This is a genomic window from Klebsiella aerogenes KCTC 2190, assembly GCF_000215745.1.
Classification (GTDB): domain Bacteria; phylum Pseudomonadota; class Gammaproteobacteria; order Enterobacterales; family Enterobacteriaceae; genus Klebsiella; species Klebsiella aerogenes.
In genome coordinates this window covers 1,046,314-1,062,932 of the sequence record NC_015663.1, presented here as the reverse complement: position 1 = coordinate 1,062,932, position 16,619 = coordinate 1,046,314, and the positions used below count along the sequence as shown (strand labels likewise).

Below are 16,619 nucleotides of genomic sequence, written 5' to 3'. Positions count from 1 at the left end.
TATGGCGCAGCAGATTAATCTTCTGCCGTGGCGCGAGACGCGACGGCGGCAATGCTTGCGCTTGGGCGGGCTGCTGGCGGCGGCGATGGCGCTAAGCATCGCCACCCTGACGATAGCGACGCGCACGTTACGTCAGATGGATGTGACGCAGCAGGTAATGCGCACCCAGGCCGACAATCTGCTTTATTCCGCGCTGTTGCAACGCGAGCGGGAGATGCGTGAGGAAATACAGCGCGGTGAGCGGCAGGCACGGCGAGCGCAGCGGAGGGCGGCGACGCATGCCTGGCAGCCGCGACTGTTATCGCTGGCTGCACTATTGCCGGAGCCGCTGTGGCTGACCAGGCTGGACTACCAGCCGCAGGGAATCACCCTCAACGGCCTGGCGCTGAACCTCAAGGCGGTGGCGGCGCTGGAAAAAGCGCTCAGCAAGCTGGAGGATTTTCAACCGGTTACGCCAGGGGCGACGCGGCGTGATGCACAGGGGCGCTGGTCATTCAGCTTTTTCCTTGCAGGAGAAACCACCGATGCGGGTAGCGATTGAACGCCTGCTGGCGCTGCGTGGGTGGTCGTTGACGTTACTCTGCGGTGCAGTGTTGGCTGCGGCAATGTGTCTGGCGTTTTCGCTTGCTGCTGTCAGCGTTTCACCGCCCGCGAATGTGCCGCTACAGGCGCAATGGCGGCGAATATTGCCGCTGCGCGCCACGCTGCAGCAACGGGTAGTCCATAGTTGGACTACCCGGCGTTTTTCGCCGCTGGAGCCGCCTGTCGCCGGCGTCGCCTTACAGGCCTGGCAACCGAGGGGGCGCGGTGGCGAAATGCTTGCTGTGGTTGACTGGCAGGCGGTGCCGCCGCTGTTTGCCTGGCTTGCCGATTGCGGGGTACATCCTGGCGCTTTTTCATTGAATGCCGAAAAAGGAGCGTTGCAGTTGTCGCTGCAGCTGGAGAGGGACGATGAAACATAAAGGATACATGCTGCTGTTGGTTTGTCCTCTGCTGACAGGGGCGCGGGATCCTTTTTTACCCGTCGAGGATCGCTGCCAGACCACGCCACTGACACAGTGGCGCTACGGCGGCGGAACTGGCCACCCGGCGCTGTGGCTGGCTCTTATTCAGGATCACACCGGTCAGTGGCGGCGTGTACGACGCAACGACGTTTTGCCCGGCGGCTGGCGAATTCGACAGCTAACGGCAGAAACATTAACTCTGGAGGCCAGTGCCGGGTGTGAACCCGCACGCTGGGTCTGGTCACGTAAGGGAAGCCAACATGATGCGAAGGATAAGCCTGCTACTTCTGCTGCTGCCGTTGCTGGCCGCGGCGACGAAAAAAGAACCGCCGGTGTCGCTGGTGGTTGATGATGTACCAGTGGTCCAGGTACTGCAAAGCCTGGCGGAAATGCAAAATCTTAATGTAATCGTGGCGCCGGAGGTCAGTGGTACATTGTCGCTCCACTTAAACAGCGTTCCCTGGCGACAGGCGCTCCAGTCGGTTGTCGATAGCGCCGGGCTGACAATGGCCCGGCAGGGCACGGTGTTGTACATCCATACACAGGCGTGGCAGCAAGCAAAACGGGCGCAGCAGGAAGCCGAGCAGGCCAGACGCTGGCAGAATCTGCCATTACGTAACCACAGTATCCCGCTGCGCTATGCTGACGCAGACGAACTGGCGAAGTCCGGGGGCAAGCTGTTGAGCGCCCGCGGCACGATGACTGTCGATCGGCGTACTAATCGTCTGCTAATCCGCGACGACGATCGTCATTTGCCGGCGCTGAAGGCGTGGGCTGAAGAGATGGATCTGCCGGTCGGGCAGGTGGAACTGGCGGCGCACATTGTGTCAATGAGCGCGACCAGCCTGCGTGAGCTTGGCGTGAAGTGGAGCCTGGCGGAGGCCAGCAGTACGCCGGGGATGGGGAAAATTACTAATCTGAGCAGCAATCTGGCGGTGTCAGACGCAACCACCCGCGGCGGCTTTAATATCGGCCGGATCAACGGGCGATTACTGGAGCTGGAGCTTTCCGCGCTGGAGCAAAAGCAGCAGGTGGACATCATCGCCAGCCCGCGCCTGCTGGCGTCGCATATGCAACCCGCTAGTATCAAACAGGGCAGCGAAATCCCCTATCAGGTCTCCAGCGGAGAAAGCGGCGCCACCTCGGTCGAGTTTAAAGAGGCGGTCCTGGGGATGGAAGTGACGCCGACGGTGCTACAGCAGGATCGCGTTCGCCTGAAGCTGCGCATTAGCGAAAATACGCCAGGCCAGGTACTGCAGCAGGAGAATGGCGAAGCGTTGGCAATTGATAAGCAAGAAATTGAAACCTTAGTCGAGGTGAAAAGCGGCGAGACCCTGGCGCTGGGCGGTATTTTTTCGCAAAAGAATAAGTCGGCGCGCGACAGCGTGCCGTTGCTTGGCGAAATCCCCTTGCTCGGGCAGCTGTTTCGCCATGATGGTAAAGATAATGAACGACGTGAACTGGTTGTCTTCATCACGCCGCGTATTCTGGCAGTACATTAAGCGGGTTTTTCATGCTAAACACGTTTCAGGTGTTTGACGCGGGGACGGATTTAGCATACAAGGGGTACCGATTTGAGAGTCGGGTACGACATCAATCCTCCCTTTATGTCCGGCGATTTTATTCTGTTGCCAAACCAGCCGGAGTATTGAGATAATTTTTAGTCTGACTCTCGCTCTATTGCATATGAGGTTTCAGTTCATGTCCTGCTGCGCTGGGTGTCTGCGAAGCGGGTTTATCATTAACGAATAGTCTTAGTAGTACCGAAAAAATGGCAGAGAAACGCAATATCTTTCTGGTTGGGCCTATGGGTGCCGGCAAAAGCACTATTGGGCGCCAGTTAGCCCAACAGCTCAACATGGAATTTTACGATTCTGATCAAGAGATTGAGAAACGCACTGGCGCAGACGTCGGCTGGGTCTTCGATGTCGAAGGCGAAGAAGGCTTCCGCGATCGTGAAGAAAAAATCATCAATGAGTTGACGGAAAAACAGGGAATCGTACTCGCCACTGGCGGCGGCTCAGTAAAATCCCGTGAAACGCGTAACCGTCTCTCCGCCCGCGGCGTGGTGGTCTACCTGGAAACAACGATCGAAAAACAACTTGCTCGTACGCAGCGCGATAAAAAGCGTCCTTTATTACAAGTAGATGCGCCGCCACGTGAAGTTCTTGAAGCGTTGGCAGATGAACGTAATCCACTGTATGAAGAGATCGCCGATGTCACTATCCGCACCGACGATCAAAGCGCGAAAGTCGTTGCAAACCAGATTATTCATATGCTGGAAAGCAACTAATTCTGGCTTAATAAAGTGCGTCAGAGTAAAGCAACTGAGGTGGACGTCGCGTTATGGAGAAGCTGACTGTAACTCTCGGGGAACGTAGTTACCCGATTACCATCGCGGCTGGTTTGTTTAACGATCCAGCTTCTTTTCTGCCACTGAAATCAGGCGACCAGGTTATGCTGGTCACCAATGAAACGCTGGCGCCGCTTTATCTTGATACCGTTCGCTCCGTACTGGAGCAAGCGGGTGTCAATGTCGACAGCGTGATCCTGCCGGATGGCGAGCAGTATAAAAGCCTGGCGGTGATGGATACGGTATTTACCGCGCTGTTGCAAAAACCACATGGCCGCGACACCACACTCGTGGCGCTCGGCGGCGGCGTGGTTGGCGATTTAACCGGTTTTGCCGCGGCGAGCTATCAGCGCGGCGTACGTTTTATTCAAGTTCCCACCACGCTGCTTTCGCAGGTGGACTCTTCGGTTGGCGGCAAAACGGCCGTAAACCATCCCCTCGGTAAAAATATGATTGGCGCCTTCTGGCAGCCGGTTTCCGTGGTCGTCGACCTTAATTGTCTCAAAACATTGCCGAAGCGTGAGCTCTCCTCCGGCCTGGCTGAGGTTATTAAGTACGGCATTATCCTCGACGGCGAGTTCTTCTGCTGGCTTGAAGACAACATCGATGCGCTGATGGCGCTGGATGAATCAGCGATGGCGTACTGTATTCGCCGTTGTTGTGAGCTAAAAGCCGAAGTTGTCGCTGCCGACGAGCGCGAAACCGGGTTACGTGCTTTACTGAATCTGGGACATACATTTGGCCATGCTATCGAAGCTGAAATGGGCTACGGTAACTGGCTACATGGCGAAGCTGTGGCGGCAGGAATGGTCATGGCGGCGCATACGTCCGAGCGTTTAGGGCAGTTTAGCGCGCAGGATACGCAGCGTATGATTGCGCTGTTGCAACGTGCAGGGTTGCCGGTACGCGGGCCGCAGGAAATGTCTGCAGAAGCGTATTTGCCTCACATGATGCGTGATAAAAAGGTACTGGCAGGCGAAATGCGCCTGGTATTACCGCTCGCTATAGGAAAGAGCGAGGTCCGCGGCGGAGTGTCGCACGATGTAGTTCTTGGCGCGATTGCTGATACTCAGCAGGCGCAACAATAAGAAGGTCTAGCCGCGTCCGCGCGGCGTTATCATTTCGGGCAACATGCAATAATCGTGAGCATAAGCCTTTTAGTGGGGTGTTAAATGGATGATTTCAAACCAGAAGACGATATGAAAGCCGATCGCAACGATCGTCGTGCTGGTCGTTCCCGTCAGTCTTCCGAGCGTGACGCCGATCCGCAGATCAATTTCGACGATCTCGATCTTGAGGCCGATGAAGGCCGTCCGACGCGCGCGAACAAAGCCCGTCGTGAACGCGATGAAGAAGAGTACGAAGAGGACCTCGAGTCCGAAGAAGAAGCAGAAGAAGAGCAGCAGGTTGAACGCCGCCCGCGTAAACGCAAAAAGGCCCCTGCTAAACCGGCTTCCCGCCAGTATGTCATGATGGGCGTCGGGGTGCTGGTACTCCTGCTGCTGATTGTCGGAGTGGGTTCGGCGCTGAAATCGCCATCTTCTTCCAATGAATCCGCTTCTGGTGAGAAGAGCGTTAATCTGTCAGGCGATCAAAGCATGACCGCTGACCAGAACAACAATGCTGCGCAGCCGGTCGATCAAACTGCGGGCAACACCAACCAGCAACAGCCGCAGGACGTTTCTCTGCCGCCGATCGCCTCTAATCCGACTCAGGGTCAACCCGCCTCCGAGCCGCAGGGCCAGCAGCGTGTGGAAGTTCAGGGCGACCTGAACAATGCGCTGACTCAACAGCAGGGTCAACTGGATAGCGCCGTTGCTAACTCCACCTTACCGACCGAACCTGCGACCGTTGCGCCGGTGCGTAATGGCGCCGCGCCGCGTCAAACGACCGAACGCCAGACGGCCGCCACGCCGCGTCCTGCCGAGCGTAAACAGGTGGTGATTGAACCGAAACCGCAAAGCAAGCCGCAGGCGACCGCCAAAGCGCCGGTTGAAACCAAACCTAAGCGCGTAGAGAGCGCGCCGGCGGCTACCGCCAGCAAGCCTGTCGCCACTGCGCAGACTAAACCGGCTGCGACAACCGCGCCAACGGCTACCGCGACTGCGCCTGCCGCAACGACCTCCACCCCGGCGGCCACCGCGCCTGCGGCGACCGCAGCGGCTGGCAGCAAAACGGCTGGCGATGTTGGTTCGATGAAGTCTGCGCCGTCTGGCAACTATACGTTGCAGCTCAGCAGCTCCTCTAACTACAACAACCTGAATAACTGGGCGAAGAAAGAGAAGCTGGAAAAATATGTTGTCTATGAGACGACTCGCAACGGTCAACCGTGGTATGTGCTGGTTAGCGGCATCTACGCTTCAAAAGATGAAGCGAAACGTGCTGTCGCCACGCTCCCTGCGGATGTTCAGGCGAAAAATCCATGGGCAAAACCGCTGCACCAGGTACAAGCTGACCTGAAGTAATGCCGCGAGTAGTCTTAAGCGCAGGATGCTGTCGGAGCGATTTCTCCACAGCCGGAGAAAGTGTAATTAGTTAGGCAGCATGAAAAAGAATCGCGCTTTTCTGAAGTGGGCAGGGGGGAAATACCCCCTGCTTGACGATATTAAAAAGCATTTGCCGGAAGGTGAATGCTTGATTGAGCCCTTCGTGGGCGCCGGGTCGGTATTCCTGAATACCGACTTTTCTCGTTATATTCTCGCGGATATCAATAGCGATCTGATCGGTCTGTATAACATCGTCAAATTGCGCACCGACGAATACGTCAGCGCGGCACGTGAGATGTTTACGCCGGAAAATAACGCCGCGGAGCGCTACTACCAGTACCGTGATGAATTCAACCAGAGTCAGGATCCCCTGCGTCGCGCGGTGCTGTTCCTGTATCTGAATCGTCATGGCTACAACGGCCTGTGCCGCTACAACCTGCGCGGCGAGTTCAACGTGCCGTTTGGCCGCTACAAAAAGCCCTATTTCCCCGAGGCTGAGCTCTATCACTTCGCCGCCAAGGCGCAGAACGCCGAGTTTTACTGCGAATCTTATGAAGAGTGTATGAAGCGCGCCGATAGCCGGGCGGTGGTCTATTGCGATCCGCCGTACGCGCCGCTGACGGCGACGGCGAATTTTACCGCCTACCACACCAACAGCTTCAACCTTGATCAGCAGGTACTGCTGGCGAAAAAGGCGGAATCGTTGATGAAAAAGCGGATCCCGGTGCTTATCTCAAACCACCGCACGCCGCTGACGCAGGAGTGGTATAAAAACGCGGCGGAAACGCATATTGTGAAGGTTCGGCGCAGCATCAGCAGCAATGGTGGTACGCGTAAAAAGGTGGACGAGCTCTTAGCGCTGTACCGTCCACCGAAGACCAAATAAATTTCAAGGAGATGCGGATGAAGCAGTATTTGATTGCCCCTTCGATTCTGTCGGCTGATTTTGCCCGTTTGGGCGAGGATACCGCTAAGGCACTGGCGGCGGGTGCGGATGTCGTACACTTCGACGTCATGGACAACCACTATGTGCCGAATCTGACGATTGGCCCGATGGTACTGAAGTCGCTGCGCAACTACGGCATTACCGCGCCGATCGATGTGCACCTGATGGTAAAGCCGGTCGACCGCATCATTCCTGATTTTGCCGAAGCCGGCGCCAGCATTATCACTTTCCACCCGGAAGCCTCTGAACACGTCGACCGCAGCCTGCAGCTTATCAAAGAGCATGGCTGTAAAGCGGGGCTGGTATTCAACCCGGCGACACCGCTAAGTTACCTCGATTATGTTATGGATAAGCTGGATGTGATCCTGCTGATGTCGGTTAACCCAGGCTTTGGCGGCCAGTCCTTTATTCCGCACACCCTTGAAAAACTGCGTCAGGTGCGTCAGCTTATCGATCAATCCGGCTACGACATTCGCCTTGAAGTCGATGGCGGCGTGAAAGCCAGCAATATTGGTGAAATTGCCGCCGCCGGTGCGGATATGTTTGTCGCGGGTTCGGCGATCTTCGGCCAGCCGGACTACAAAAAAGTTATTGATCAAATGCGTAGTGAATTAGCGAAGGTTAGTCATGGATAAATTACAGGCCATCCGCGGCGTGGCATTCGACCTGGACGGTACGCTGGTCGATAGCGCGCCGGGTTTAACCGCCGCCGTTGATAGCGCGCTTTACGCGCTGGAACTGCCGGTGGCAGGTGAAGAACGCGTCGTGACCTGGATTGGCAACGGCGCAGACGTCCTGATGGAGCGGGCGCTGAACTGGGCTCGCCAGGAGCGCGCCACGTTACGCGCGGCGATGGGGAAACCTTCCGTCGACGATCATGATATACCGCAAGACGAACAGCTACGCGTTTTGCGTAAACTGTTCGACCGCTATTACGCCGAAGCGGCGGAAGAAGGTAGTTTCTTGTTCCCGGCGGTGGCCGATACGCTCGGCGCGCTGCATGCCAAAGGCCTGCCGCTGGCGCTGGTCACCAACAAACCAACGCCGTTCGTGGCGCCCTTGCTCGAGGCGCTGGATATCGCGAAATACTTTAGCGTGGTGATCGGCGGCGACGATGTGAAGAACAAAAAGCCGCATCCGGATCCGCTGCTGCTGGTGGCGCAAAAGCTCTCTCTGACGCCTGCCGAACTCTTGTTCGTCGGGGATTCGCGCAATGATATTCAGGCGGCGAAAGCGGCAGGTTGCCGCTCTATCGGTCTGACTTTCGGCTATAACTACGGCGAGCCGATAGCGCTGAGCGAGCCGGATTTTATCTTTGACCAATTTAATGAACTCTTGCCCGCTCTTGGGCTACCGTACAGTGAAACTCAGGAATTAAAAAATGACTAAGCCCATCGTTTTTAGTGGCGCACAGCCCTCAGGTGAATTGACCATTGGCAACTATATGGGTGCGCTGCGTCAATGGGTAAACATGCAGGATGACTATCACTGTATTTACTGCATCGTTGACCAGCACGCGATCACCGTGCGTCAGGATCCGCAGAACCTGCGTAAAGCAACGCTGGATACGCTGGCGCTGTATCTGGCCTGCGGTATCGATCCGCAAAAGAGCACCATTTTCGTCCAGTCTCACGTGCCGGAACACGCACAGCTGGGCTGGGCGCTCAACTGCTACACCTATTTCGGCGAACTGAGCCGCATGACCCAGTTTAAGGACAAGTCCGCGCGCTACGCCGAGAACATCAACGCCGGTCTGTTTGACTACCCGGTACTGATGGCCGCTGACATCCTGCTGTACCAGACCAACCAGGTACCGGTAGGCGAAGATCAGAAACAGCATCTTGAGCTGAGCCGCGACGTTGCGCAGCGCTTTAACGCTATCTATGGCGATATCTTTAAAGTGCCTGAGCCGTTTATTCCTAAGTCCGGCGCGCGCGTCATGTCGCTGCTGGAACCGACCAAGAAGATGTCCAAGTCCGATGACAACCGCAACAACGTCATTGGCCTGCTGGAAGACCCGAAATCGGTAGTTAAGAAGATCAAACGCGCGGTGACCGATTCCGACGAGCCGCCGGTTGTCCGTTACGATGTGCAAAACAAAGCGGGCGTTTCCAACCTGCTGGATATCCTCTCCGCCGTCACCGGCCAGAGCATTCCGGAGCTGGAACAGCACTTTGAAGGTAAAATGTACGGCCATCTGAAAGGTGAAGTCGCCGAAGCCGTTTCCGGGATGCTGACCGAGCTGCAGGAGCGCTATCACCGTTTCCGCAACGACGAAGCGTTCCTTAATCAGGTGATGAAAGAGGGCGCCGAGAAGGCCAGCGCGCACGCTTCTAAGACTCTGAAAGCGGTATATGAAGCGATTGGCTTTGTCGCTAAGCCGTAATAAGGCTCGCTGAAGGTAAAAAAACCGGGATTATCCCGGTTTTTTTGTCTTTGTCAGAGCGCATTAGCTTAATGGTGAGAAAACCAGTTCAGCTTGTCGCGTAGCGCCACCACGCGGCCCACGATAATCAACGCCGGGCTGGCCATCTGCTGCGCCAGGATATCCAGCCGATCCAGAGTGCCGGTGACGACCTTCTGGTTGACCGCGGTGCCGTTTTCGACGATAGCGGCCGGCATATCCGCCGCCATGCCGTGGGCGATCAGTTTTTCGCGGATCGCCGCCGCCTGGTTTAGCCCCATATAGAACACCAGCGTCTGTTTTTCCGCCGCCAGATTTTGCCAGTCGAGATCGCTACCGGTTTTCAGATGGCCGGTGATCAGGCGTACGCCCTGGGCGAAATCGCGGTGGGTGAGCGGAATGCCGGAGTAGGCCGAGCAGCCGGAGGCGGCGGTGATCCCCGGCACCACCGAGAACGGAATACCTGCCGCGCAGAGGGTCTCCAGCTCTTCGCCGCCGCGGCCAAAAATAAACGGATCGCCGCCTTTCAGACGTACAACACGTTTGCCGCTTTGCGCTTCGCGCAGCAGGATTTGGTTAATCTCCTCCTGCGGCACGCAGTGATAGCCTGCACGTTTGCCGACAAACACCCGATCGGCGTCACGGCGCACCAGGTTCATAATGTCGTCGGAGACCAGTCGGTCATAAACCACTACATCGGCCTGCTGGATCTGCTGCAGTCCCTTGAGGGTGAGCAGCCCGGCATCGCCCGGACCGGCGCCCACCAGCACCACTTCGCCGCGATGTTCCAGCGGCTCATTCAATAACTGTTCCGTGGTGTCGGCAACGGCCTGACGATCATCGTTCGCCAGCGATTGGGCGAGACGATCGTTAACAAACAGCTTTTCCCAGAAGCGGCGGCGCTCGCCGACGGTAGCGAACTGTTTTTTCACCCTTGAGCGCAACTGCCCGGCATAGCGGGCGATTTGCCCGAGGTGCAGCGGCAGCAGCGATTCGAGCTTTTCACGCAGCAGGCGCGCCAGCACCGGGGAGGTACCGCCGGAAGACACGGCGACCATCAGCGGCGAGCGGTCGATAATTGACGGCATGATAAAGCTGGCCTGACGGGGCGCATCCACCACGTTGCAGAAAATACGCCGTGATTCAGCGGCCTCGCTGACCTGCTGATTAACGACATCATCGTCGGTGGCGGCGATCGCCAGCCAGCAGTTATCGAGCAGCGCAGGATTGAAATCGCCCTGCGCCAGCGTCAGCATTTGCGCCTCGGCCCACACCTGAAACTGCGGAGTAAACTGGCGTGAGTTCACCGTTAACCGGGCGCCTGCGTCGAGCAACAGACGCGCCTTGCGTTCAGCGACATCGCCGCCGCCGACCAGCAAGCAGTCGCGATCGCGTAGTTGGCAAAAAATAGGTAAGTGGTCCACGGCAGATCCTCACGGCAAGGGGGGAAAGGGAGTGCGGTCGTAGCATAGCAGCAGAGGGAATCACGGAGATATGAATTTTGCCGCCTCTACTTATTAGTGGTCATAAGCTGATGATATGGTTCCCCCCGCGGCGCGGAGGGAACCTTGCGGCATCAGGCTTTCAGCTGCACTTTGCCATCTTTAACACGGGCTTCGTAGTGGGCGATGGAGTGGCTCTCATCTTCCATGCACAGCCCGTCGCTGAGGCGGAAGCGCTGCTTTTTCAGCGGGCTGGCAACCCACAGCGCGCCGTCATGCTCAGCGATAATCCCGCGGGACAGCACGCTGGCATTGAAGAACGGATCGATATTGCTGATGGCGAACACTCTGTCGTCATGGTACGGACGGAAGATAGCTACCTGCTGTTGCCCCAGCAGCGCACAGACGCCGGTCGCCGGCAGGATGTCGTCAATTTTGCAGATGTTTACCCACTGGCTCATACGTTTTCCTCCACCAGCGTGACCGGGATGCGCTCATAGGGCGTGGCCGGGCGATGCTGGTCACGTTCCGGCACCACCTGAACGTTCGGGTCGCGCTGATCGCTGTTGATAAAGTGTTTGAAGCGCGTCTGTGCCGCCGGGTTATTGACGGTCTCGGTCCATTCGCAGGCAAAAGCGGCGCGCAGGCGAGCCAGCTCTTCTTCAAGGTGATCGTTCAGGCCCAGCTTATCGTCGATGATGACGCTGCGCAGATAGTCGATGCCGCCTTCCATGTTGTCCAGCCACGGCGCGGTACGGGTCAGCTTATCGGCGGTGCGGATGTAGAACATCATAAAGCGGTCGAGATATTTGATGAGCGTATCGCGATCGAGGTCCGCGGCCAGCAGATCGGCGTGGCGTGGTTTCATCCCGCCGTTACCGCACACGTACAGGTTCCAGCCTTTCTCGGTGGCGATGATCCCAACGTCTTTACCCTGCGCTTCCGCGCATTCACGGGTACAACCGGAGACGCCGAACTTCATTTTGTGCGGGGTACGGATACCTTTATAGCGGTTTTCCAGTTCTACGCCGAAGCCGACGCTATCGCCGACGCCGTAGCGGCACCAGGTACTGCCGACGCAGGTTTTCGCCATACGTAACGCTTTGGCGTAGGCATGGCCGGTTTCGAAGCCGGCTTCAATCAGTTGACGCCAGATTTCCGGCAGATCGTCTTTTTGCGCGCCGAACAGGCCGATACGCTGGGAGCCGGTGATTTTGGTATACAGATTAAATTCGCGCGCGATGCGACCGACGGCAACCAGGCCTTCTGGCGTAATTTCGCCGCCTGCGGAGCGCGGGATAACCGAGTAGGTGCCATCTTTCTGGATGTTGGCGAGGAAGTTATCGTTGGTGTCCTGCAGCGGCGTGTGCTGTGGTTTGAGGATGTACTCATTCCAGCAGGAGGCCAGCAGGGAACCGACGGTCGGCTTACAGACTTCACAGCCGTAGCCCTGACCATGTTTTTCCAGCAGTTCGTCGAAGGTTTTGATGCCTTCGACGCGGATCAGGTGGAACAGCTCCTGGCGAGAGTAGGCGAAGTGCTCACACAGATTGTTGTTCACTTCGATACCCTGTTTCGCCAGCTCGGCGTTGAGCACCTGCGTCACCAGCGGAATACAGCCGCCGCAGCCGGTTCCGGCTTTGGTTTCCGCTTTCAGCGCCGCCACGGTGTGGCAGCCTTTATTGATAGCGGCGATCAGGTCGCCTTTGCTGACGTCGAAGCAGGAACAAATCTGCGCGCTGTCCGGCAGTTTATCCACGCCGATGGATGGCTTGCCGCTGCCGGCGTGGGCCGGGAGGATCAGCGAATCCGGGTTTTCCGGCAGCTCGATGGCATTCAGCACCAGCTGCAGCAGGTTGCCGTAATCGCTGGTGTCGCCGACCAGTACCGCGCCAAGCAGGGTTTTGTTATCTTCGCTGACAATGAGCCGTTTGTAGACTTCTTTGCTTTCGTCGAGATAGACGTAGCTACGCGCGCCCGGCGTGCGCCCGTGGGCGTCGCCGATACCGCCAACGTCCACGCCGAGCAGCTTCAGCTTGGCGCTGAGGTCGGCGCCGGTGAACAGATTGTCGTTGCCGAGGATATGGTCAACGGTAACCTGCGCCATTTTGTAGCCCGGGGCGACAAGACCGTATACGCGGTTATTCCAGCTGGCGCATTCGCCGATAGCGTAGATATCCGGATCGGAGGTCTGGCAGCTATCGTTGACCATGATGCCGCCGCGTTGGGCGACGGCGAGACCGCACTGGGTAGCCAGCTTGTCGCGCGGACGGATACCGGTAGAGAAGACGATGAAATCGACCTGCAGTTCGCTACCGTCGGCGAAGCGCATCGTTTTGCGCGCCTCGGTGCCCTGCTGAACGATCTCTTTGGTGTTTTTGCTGGTGTGAACTTTCACACCCATGCTTTCAATCTTACGCTTCAGCTGCTCGCCGCCCATCTGGTCGAGCTGCTCGGCCATCAGCATCGGCGCAAACTCGATCACGTGGGTTTCCACGCCGAGATTTTTCAGCGCGCCAGCCGCTTCCAGGCCGAGCAGACCGCCGCCGACCACCGCGCCGCGTTTGCTGCGACGGGCGCAGGATTCGATGGCGTTAAGATCTTCAATAGTACGATAGACGAAGCAATCCTGGGTTTCCGCGCCTTTAATGGGCGGGATCCACGGGTATGAGCCAGTCGCCATAATCAGCTTGTCGTAGAAAACGGTACGGCCAGCGCTGGAGTGGATCACCTTTTCCTGACGGTTGATGGTAATCGCGCGTTCGCCGACCAGTACCTTGACGCCGTGTTTCTCATAGAAACCTTCGCGTACCAGCGACAGCTCTTCCGCAGTGTGATGGGAGAAGTAAGACGACAGGTGGACACGGTCATAGGCGATACGCGGCTCTTCACAGAACACGGTAATGTCGAATTGTCCGGCAGGCGCCTTATCAAGAAGCTCTTCGATAAAGCGATGGCCGACCATGCCGTTACCGATAATAGCGATTCTGACTTTGCTCATTTTTGCCTCGATTTCTTTTCTATTACCGCCTACCTTAACGATTCAGCTACTACACTCATTGATACAAATCAATTTAGAACTTACCTACCACTTAATGGGTATATTTATGATTTATAATGATTTTTCTAAGTGATGGAAAAATCAGGCTTTTCCGTTCTGTTCTTTTTATGTACAAAGGCAGCGGAAGAAATAAGCAATATTCAGGGGGGCAAACTATGTCGACAACGCCACTGTGGTTAATTCAGAACGTCCATCTGCCAAAGAAGGAAGGGCTGTGGCAGATTGCGATTGATAAAGGGCGATTCGGCGACATTACGCCGATGGGAGAGGCGCGCAGCGAGAGCTACGAAGTGCTTAACGCCCGCGGCGGATTGGCCATCCCGCCGTTTATCGAACCGCACATTCATCTCGATACCACGCAGACGGCGGGAGAACCGAACTGGAACCAGTCCGGAACGTTGTTCGAAGGGATTGAGCGTTGGGCGGAGCGTAAAGCGCTGCTAAGCCATGAGGATGTGAAAGCCCGTGCGTGGAAAACCCTGCGCTGGCAAATTGCTAACGGCATCCAGTTTGTCCGCACCCATGTCGATGTTTCTGACCCGTCTCTGACGGCGCTGAAAGCGATGCTGGAAGTCAAACAAGAGGTAGCGCCGTGGGTCGATTTGCAGATAGTCGCCTTCCCCCAGGAAGGGATTTTATCCTACCCCAATGGTGAGAGTTTGCTGGAGGAGGCGTTACGGCTGGGCGCCGATGTGGTTGGGGCGATCCCGCATTTCGAATTTACTCGTGAATACGGAGTGGAATCGCTGCATATCGCTTTCCGTCTGGCGCAGAAATACCAGCGTCCGCTGGATATCCACTGTGATGAAATTGACGATGAACAGTCGCGCTTTGTCGAAACGGTCGCCGCGCTGGCATTAAAAGAGGGAATCGGCCCACGGGTGACCGCGAGTCATACGACCGCGATGCACTCCTACAATGGCGCTTATACCTCGCGGCTGTTCCGCCTGTTAAAACTCTCGGGCATTAACTTCGTCGCCAACCCGCTGGTCAATATTCATCTGCAGGGGCGCTTTGATGACTACCCGAAGCGGCGCGGCGTGACGCGGGTCAAGGAGCTGATGGCGGCCGGCATTAATGTCTGTTTTGGCCACGATGATGTGTTCGACCCATGGTATCCGTTGGGAACCGGCAACATGCTACAGGTACTGCATATGGGGCTACACGTTTGCCAGTTGATGGGCTATCAGCAGATTAACGACAGTCTGCAGCTGATTACCCACAACAGCGCCAGAACCTTTGGGCTCAATGATTACGGCATTGCTACCGGCAACCCGGCCAATCTGGTGATCTTGCCGGCGGAAAACGGTTTTGAAGCCGTACGCTGCCAGGTGCCGGTACGGTGGTCAATTCGTCAGGGAAGGGTCATTGCGACTACGCAGCTGGCGCAGACGTGGATACAGACCGATAAAGGTGGCGAGGAGTTGTTTTTTACCAAAAATAGCCCCTTTGCCGAAGCAAAGGGGCCTAAGGCTTAGTGCGCCGACGCGTTCTGACGGTGGCGGGAAACGAAGCCAAGGAGCAGACACATCACGAATACCACGGCATAGAGGCCGTTCGCGGTGTGCAGCGCGGCCAGCGGGCCGCTGGCCGCGACGATCGGCCCGGTCACCACGAAGGTCAGCATGGTGCCGATAGTGCCGCAGGTCAGAATGAAGTTCACCAGCTTCGGTGAAGCGACTTTAGTCTGCTGCGAGCCCAGAGTAATGATCGAGGTATAGATGGCGCTGGAGAAGAAGCCAAGGGTCAGGATGAACCACGGCATATGCTCCGGCGAACCGTTAATGAACAGATACATCAGGACTGTCGCCAGGCCCGCCAGCACGGTCAGGATGCGCTGCAGGTCGAAGAAGCGCAGGATGAAGCTGAACGACCACATGCCGATCATATAGGACATCCAGAAATCGCTGACCAACTTACCGGCGTCGCCGAGGCTCATGCCGAGGCCTTTGGCATATTCCGGTACCCAGGAGATAAAGCCCAACTGGCCGAGGATGTAGCACAGCGCGGCGATGGAAAGGAACAGCACGCCGATGCCCCATTTCTCTTTCACTACCGGCTGGCTGTTTTCCGCCAGCGCTTTGTTGCCAAGCACCGGGAACTCACAGCCGAAAGTCAGCACGAAAATAGCAACGTAGACCAGGCCGATACAGGCGTAAACCCAGTACCACTCGATGCTGCGCGCTAGCAGAACGGCGGCGACCATCGGGAAGATCATCCCTGCCATGCTGAAGAAGGAGTCCGTGAACAGCAGACGCGCGCCGCGCTGGCGGCCTTCATACATGTGGGTAATCAGGAAAGTACCGATCGACATGGTGATCCCGCTGACCAGACCGAGCACGAACATCGACGCGGAGAACAGCGTCAGGCTGTGGCCGAACATCAGTCCGGCGATAGCTAACAGCATCAGGATAAAGCCGAAGCGCAGCTGGGTTTTCAGCGGCACGATCTCCATCAGCCAGGCATTGAGGAAGATAGAAATCAGAATACCGGCATTGAGGAAGGTAAAGGTGTTACTCATACTGGACACCGGCAGATGGAAATAATCCGCGATGTTCCCCATCACCATCCCGGTGACGATCACCAACGCGCCGGTCAGGGCGTAGGAGAAAAAGCTGATCCATGTGAGCTTGATACGATTGCTGTTAGTCATGACAGGCCTGTGAATAGATAGGTAAAGCGCGTTGACGCTGCGCCGGGCGCACAGATTTTATTCATTCAAGTGATGAAGGCAAACGTTTATATTGAAATGTAGAGCTTATTGCATGATTTTATGTGATCTTTGTCACATTAATATGTTTGCTCACCCCTGAGTCAGTTCGTAACAAGTGTTTCAGCTAAGTAAAATTAGGTAAAAGGCTAGCCCGCTATGCAAAGGCTCTTTAGAATCAAGGCACTTGCTTTTTACTCTGCTCCGTTAAGG

General features: G+C 56.6%; 16 protein-coding genes. 12 read left to right on the top strand and 4 right to left on the bottom strand.

The window, feature by feature from the left end; translation table 11 throughout:
- Position 1: 1 nt before the first annotated feature.
- The 11 genes from EAE_RS05280 (at position 2) to trpS (ending at position 9,175) form a co-directional block, all read left to right on the top strand.
- A complete protein-coding gene (locus EAE_RS05280) occupies positions 2 to 541 on the top strand; it encodes a PilN domain-containing protein (protein ID WP_015703657.1) in 540 nt (179 codons plus the stop codon).
- Entirely contained in the window at positions 525 to 962 is a 438-nt protein-coding gene (locus EAE_RS05275; RefSeq protein ID WP_015703656.1) for a HofO family protein, read from the top strand. The genes EAE_RS05280 and EAE_RS05275 overlap by 17 nt, the downstream gene beginning before the upstream one ends.
- On the top strand, positions 952 to 1,353 hold the full coding sequence (locus tag EAE_RS05270; protein ID WP_015703655.1) for a HofP DNA utilization family protein: 402 nt from the start codon (positions 952 to 954) through the stop codon (positions 1,351 to 1,353). Before EAE_RS05275 ends, EAE_RS05270 begins: the two co-directional genes overlap by 11 nt.
- A complete protein-coding gene (gene hofQ, locus EAE_RS05265) occupies positions 1,265 to 2,506 on the top strand; it encodes a DNA uptake porin HofQ (protein WP_015369385.1) in 1,242 nt (413 codons plus the stop codon). The genes EAE_RS05270 and hofQ overlap by 89 nt, the downstream gene beginning before the upstream one ends.
- A 269-nt stretch (positions 2,507 to 2,775) precedes the next feature.
- Positions 2,776 to 3,297 carry a shikimate kinase AroK gene (aroK, locus tag EAE_RS05260; RefSeq protein ID WP_002920267.1) on the top strand — a complete coding sequence of 174 codons (522 nt, stop codon included), beginning with the start codon at positions 2,776 to 2,778 and terminating at the stop codon, positions 3,295 to 3,297.
- 53 nt (positions 3,298 to 3,350) lie between these two features.
- Complete coding sequence (aroB, locus tag EAE_RS05255) at positions 3,351 to 4,445, top strand: 3-dehydroquinate synthase (RefSeq protein WP_015369386.1); 1,095 nt, start codon at positions 3,351 to 3,353, stop codon at positions 4,443 to 4,445.
- A gap of 84 nt (positions 4,446 to 4,529) precedes the next feature.
- Positions 4,530 to 5,822, top strand: coding sequence for a cell division protein DamX (damX, locus tag EAE_RS05250; RefSeq protein ID WP_015703654.1), 1,293 nt, complete (start codon positions 4,530 to 4,532; stop codon positions 5,820 to 5,822).
- 79 nt (positions 5,823 to 5,901) lie between these two features.
- A complete protein-coding gene (gene dam / locus EAE_RS05245) occupies positions 5,902 to 6,729 on the top strand; it encodes an adenine-specific DNA-methyltransferase (RefSeq protein WP_015369388.1) in 828 nt (275 codons plus the stop codon).
- A gap of 17 nt (positions 6,730 to 6,746) precedes the next feature.
- Complete coding sequence (gene rpe, locus EAE_RS05240) at positions 6,747 to 7,424, top strand: ribulose-phosphate 3-epimerase (protein WP_015369389.1); 678 nt, start codon at positions 6,747 to 6,749, stop codon at positions 7,422 to 7,424.
- Positions 7,417 to 8,178: a phosphoglycolate phosphatase gene (gene gph, locus EAE_RS05235; RefSeq protein WP_015703653.1), complete on the top strand. Its 762-nt coding sequence runs from the start codon at positions 7,417 to 7,419 to the stop codon at positions 8,176 to 8,178. The genes rpe and gph overlap by 8 nt, the downstream gene beginning before the upstream one ends.
- Positions 8,171 to 9,175 carry a tryptophan--tRNA ligase gene (gene trpS / locus EAE_RS05230; RefSeq protein WP_015369391.1) on the top strand — a complete coding sequence of 335 codons (1,005 nt, stop codon included), beginning with the start codon at positions 8,171 to 8,173 and terminating at the stop codon, positions 9,173 to 9,175. Before gph ends, trpS begins: the two co-directional genes overlap by 8 nt.
- Before the next feature lie 68 nt (positions 9,176 to 9,243).
- Here the strand turns inward: trpS and cysG are convergent, their stop codons facing one another.
- The 3 genes from cysG to nirB form a co-directional block, all read right to left on the bottom strand.
- Entirely contained in the window at positions 9,244 to 10,617 is a 1,374-nt protein-coding gene (cysG, locus tag EAE_RS05225) for a siroheme synthase CysG (RefSeq protein ID WP_015703652.1), read from the bottom strand.
- Positions 10,618 to 10,769: 152 nt separating this feature from the next.
- On the bottom strand, positions 10,770 to 11,096 hold the full coding sequence (gene nirD / locus EAE_RS05220; RefSeq protein ID WP_015369393.1) for a nitrite reductase small subunit NirD: 327 nt from the start codon (positions 11,094 to 11,096) through the stop codon (positions 10,770 to 10,772).
- Positions 11,093 to 13,636, bottom strand: a complete 2,544-nt coding sequence (gene nirB, locus EAE_RS05215; protein ID WP_015369394.1) for a nitrite reductase large subunit NirB — start codon at positions 13,634 to 13,636, stop codon at positions 11,093 to 11,095. Before nirB ends, nirD begins: the two co-directional genes overlap by 4 nt.
- 215 nt (positions 13,637 to 13,851) lie before the next feature.
- Between nirB and EAE_RS05210 the strand changes: the two genes are divergently transcribed.
- Positions 13,852 to 15,174 carry a cytosine deaminase gene (locus EAE_RS05210; RefSeq protein ID WP_015703651.1) on the top strand — a complete coding sequence of 441 codons (1,323 nt, stop codon included), beginning with the start codon at positions 13,852 to 13,854 and terminating at the stop codon, positions 15,172 to 15,174.
- Here the strand turns inward: EAE_RS05210 and tsgA are convergent.
- Positions 15,171 to 16,349 carry an MFS transporter TsgA gene (tsgA, locus tag EAE_RS05205; protein ID WP_015369396.1) on the bottom strand — a complete coding sequence of 393 codons (1,179 nt, stop codon included), beginning with the start codon at positions 16,347 to 16,349 and terminating at the stop codon, positions 15,171 to 15,173. The two genes, EAE_RS05210 and tsgA, sit on opposite strands and share 4 nt — an antisense overlap.
- Positions 16,350 to 16,619: the final 270 nt, after the last annotated feature.

Excerpts from the sequence above, each read along its gene's own strand:
- EAE_RS05280 (WP_015703657.1), top strand. The coding sequence starts at position 2 with ATGGCGCAGCAGATTAATCTTCTGCCGTGGCGCGAGACGCGACGGCGG.
- hofQ (WP_015369385.1), top strand. The coding sequence starts at position 1,265 with ATGATGCGAAGGATAAGCCTGCTACTTCTGCTGCTGCCGTTGCTGGCC.
- aroB (WP_015369386.1), top strand. The coding sequence starts at position 3,351 with ATGGAGAAGCTGACTGTAACTCTCGGGGAACGTAGTTACCCGATTACC.
- EAE_RS05210 (WP_015703651.1), top strand. The coding sequence starts at position 13,852 with ATGTCGACAACGCCACTGTGGTTAATTCAGAACGTCCATCTGCCAAAG.
- rpe (WP_015369389.1), top strand. The coding sequence starts at position 6,747 with ATGAAGCAGTATTTGATTGCCCCTTCGATTCTGTCGGCTGATTTTGCC.
- gph (WP_015703653.1), top strand. The coding sequence starts at position 7,417 with ATGGATAAATTACAGGCCATCCGCGGCGTGGCATTCGACCTGGACGGT.
- trpS (WP_015369391.1), top strand. The coding sequence starts at position 8,171 with ATGACTAAGCCCATCGTTTTTAGTGGCGCACAGCCCTCAGGTGAATTG.
- nirB (WP_015369394.1), bottom strand. The coding sequence starts at position 13,636 with ATGAGCAAAGTCAGAATCGCTATTATCGGTAACGGCATGGTCGGCCAT.
- tsgA (WP_015369396.1), bottom strand. The coding sequence starts at position 16,349 with ATGACTAACAGCAATCGTATCAAGCTCACATGGATCAGCTTTTTCTCC.
- damX (WP_015703654.1), top strand. The coding sequence starts at position 4,530 with ATGGATGATTTCAAACCAGAAGACGATATGAAAGCCGATCGCAACGAT.
- nirD (WP_015369393.1), bottom strand. The coding sequence starts at position 11,096 with ATGAGCCAGTGGGTAAACATCTGCAAAATTGACGACATCCTGCCGGCG.
- dam (WP_015369388.1), top strand. The coding sequence starts at position 5,902 with ATGAAAAAGAATCGCGCTTTTCTGAAGTGGGCAGGGGGGAAATACCCC.
- EAE_RS05275 (WP_015703656.1), top strand. The coding sequence starts at position 525 with ATGCGGGTAGCGATTGAACGCCTGCTGGCGCTGCGTGGGTGGTCGTTG.
- aroK (WP_002920267.1), top strand. The coding sequence starts at position 2,776 with ATGGCAGAGAAACGCAATATCTTTCTGGTTGGGCCTATGGGTGCCGGC.
- EAE_RS05270 (WP_015703655.1), top strand. The coding sequence starts at position 952 with ATGAAACATAAAGGATACATGCTGCTGTTGGTTTGTCCTCTGCTGACA.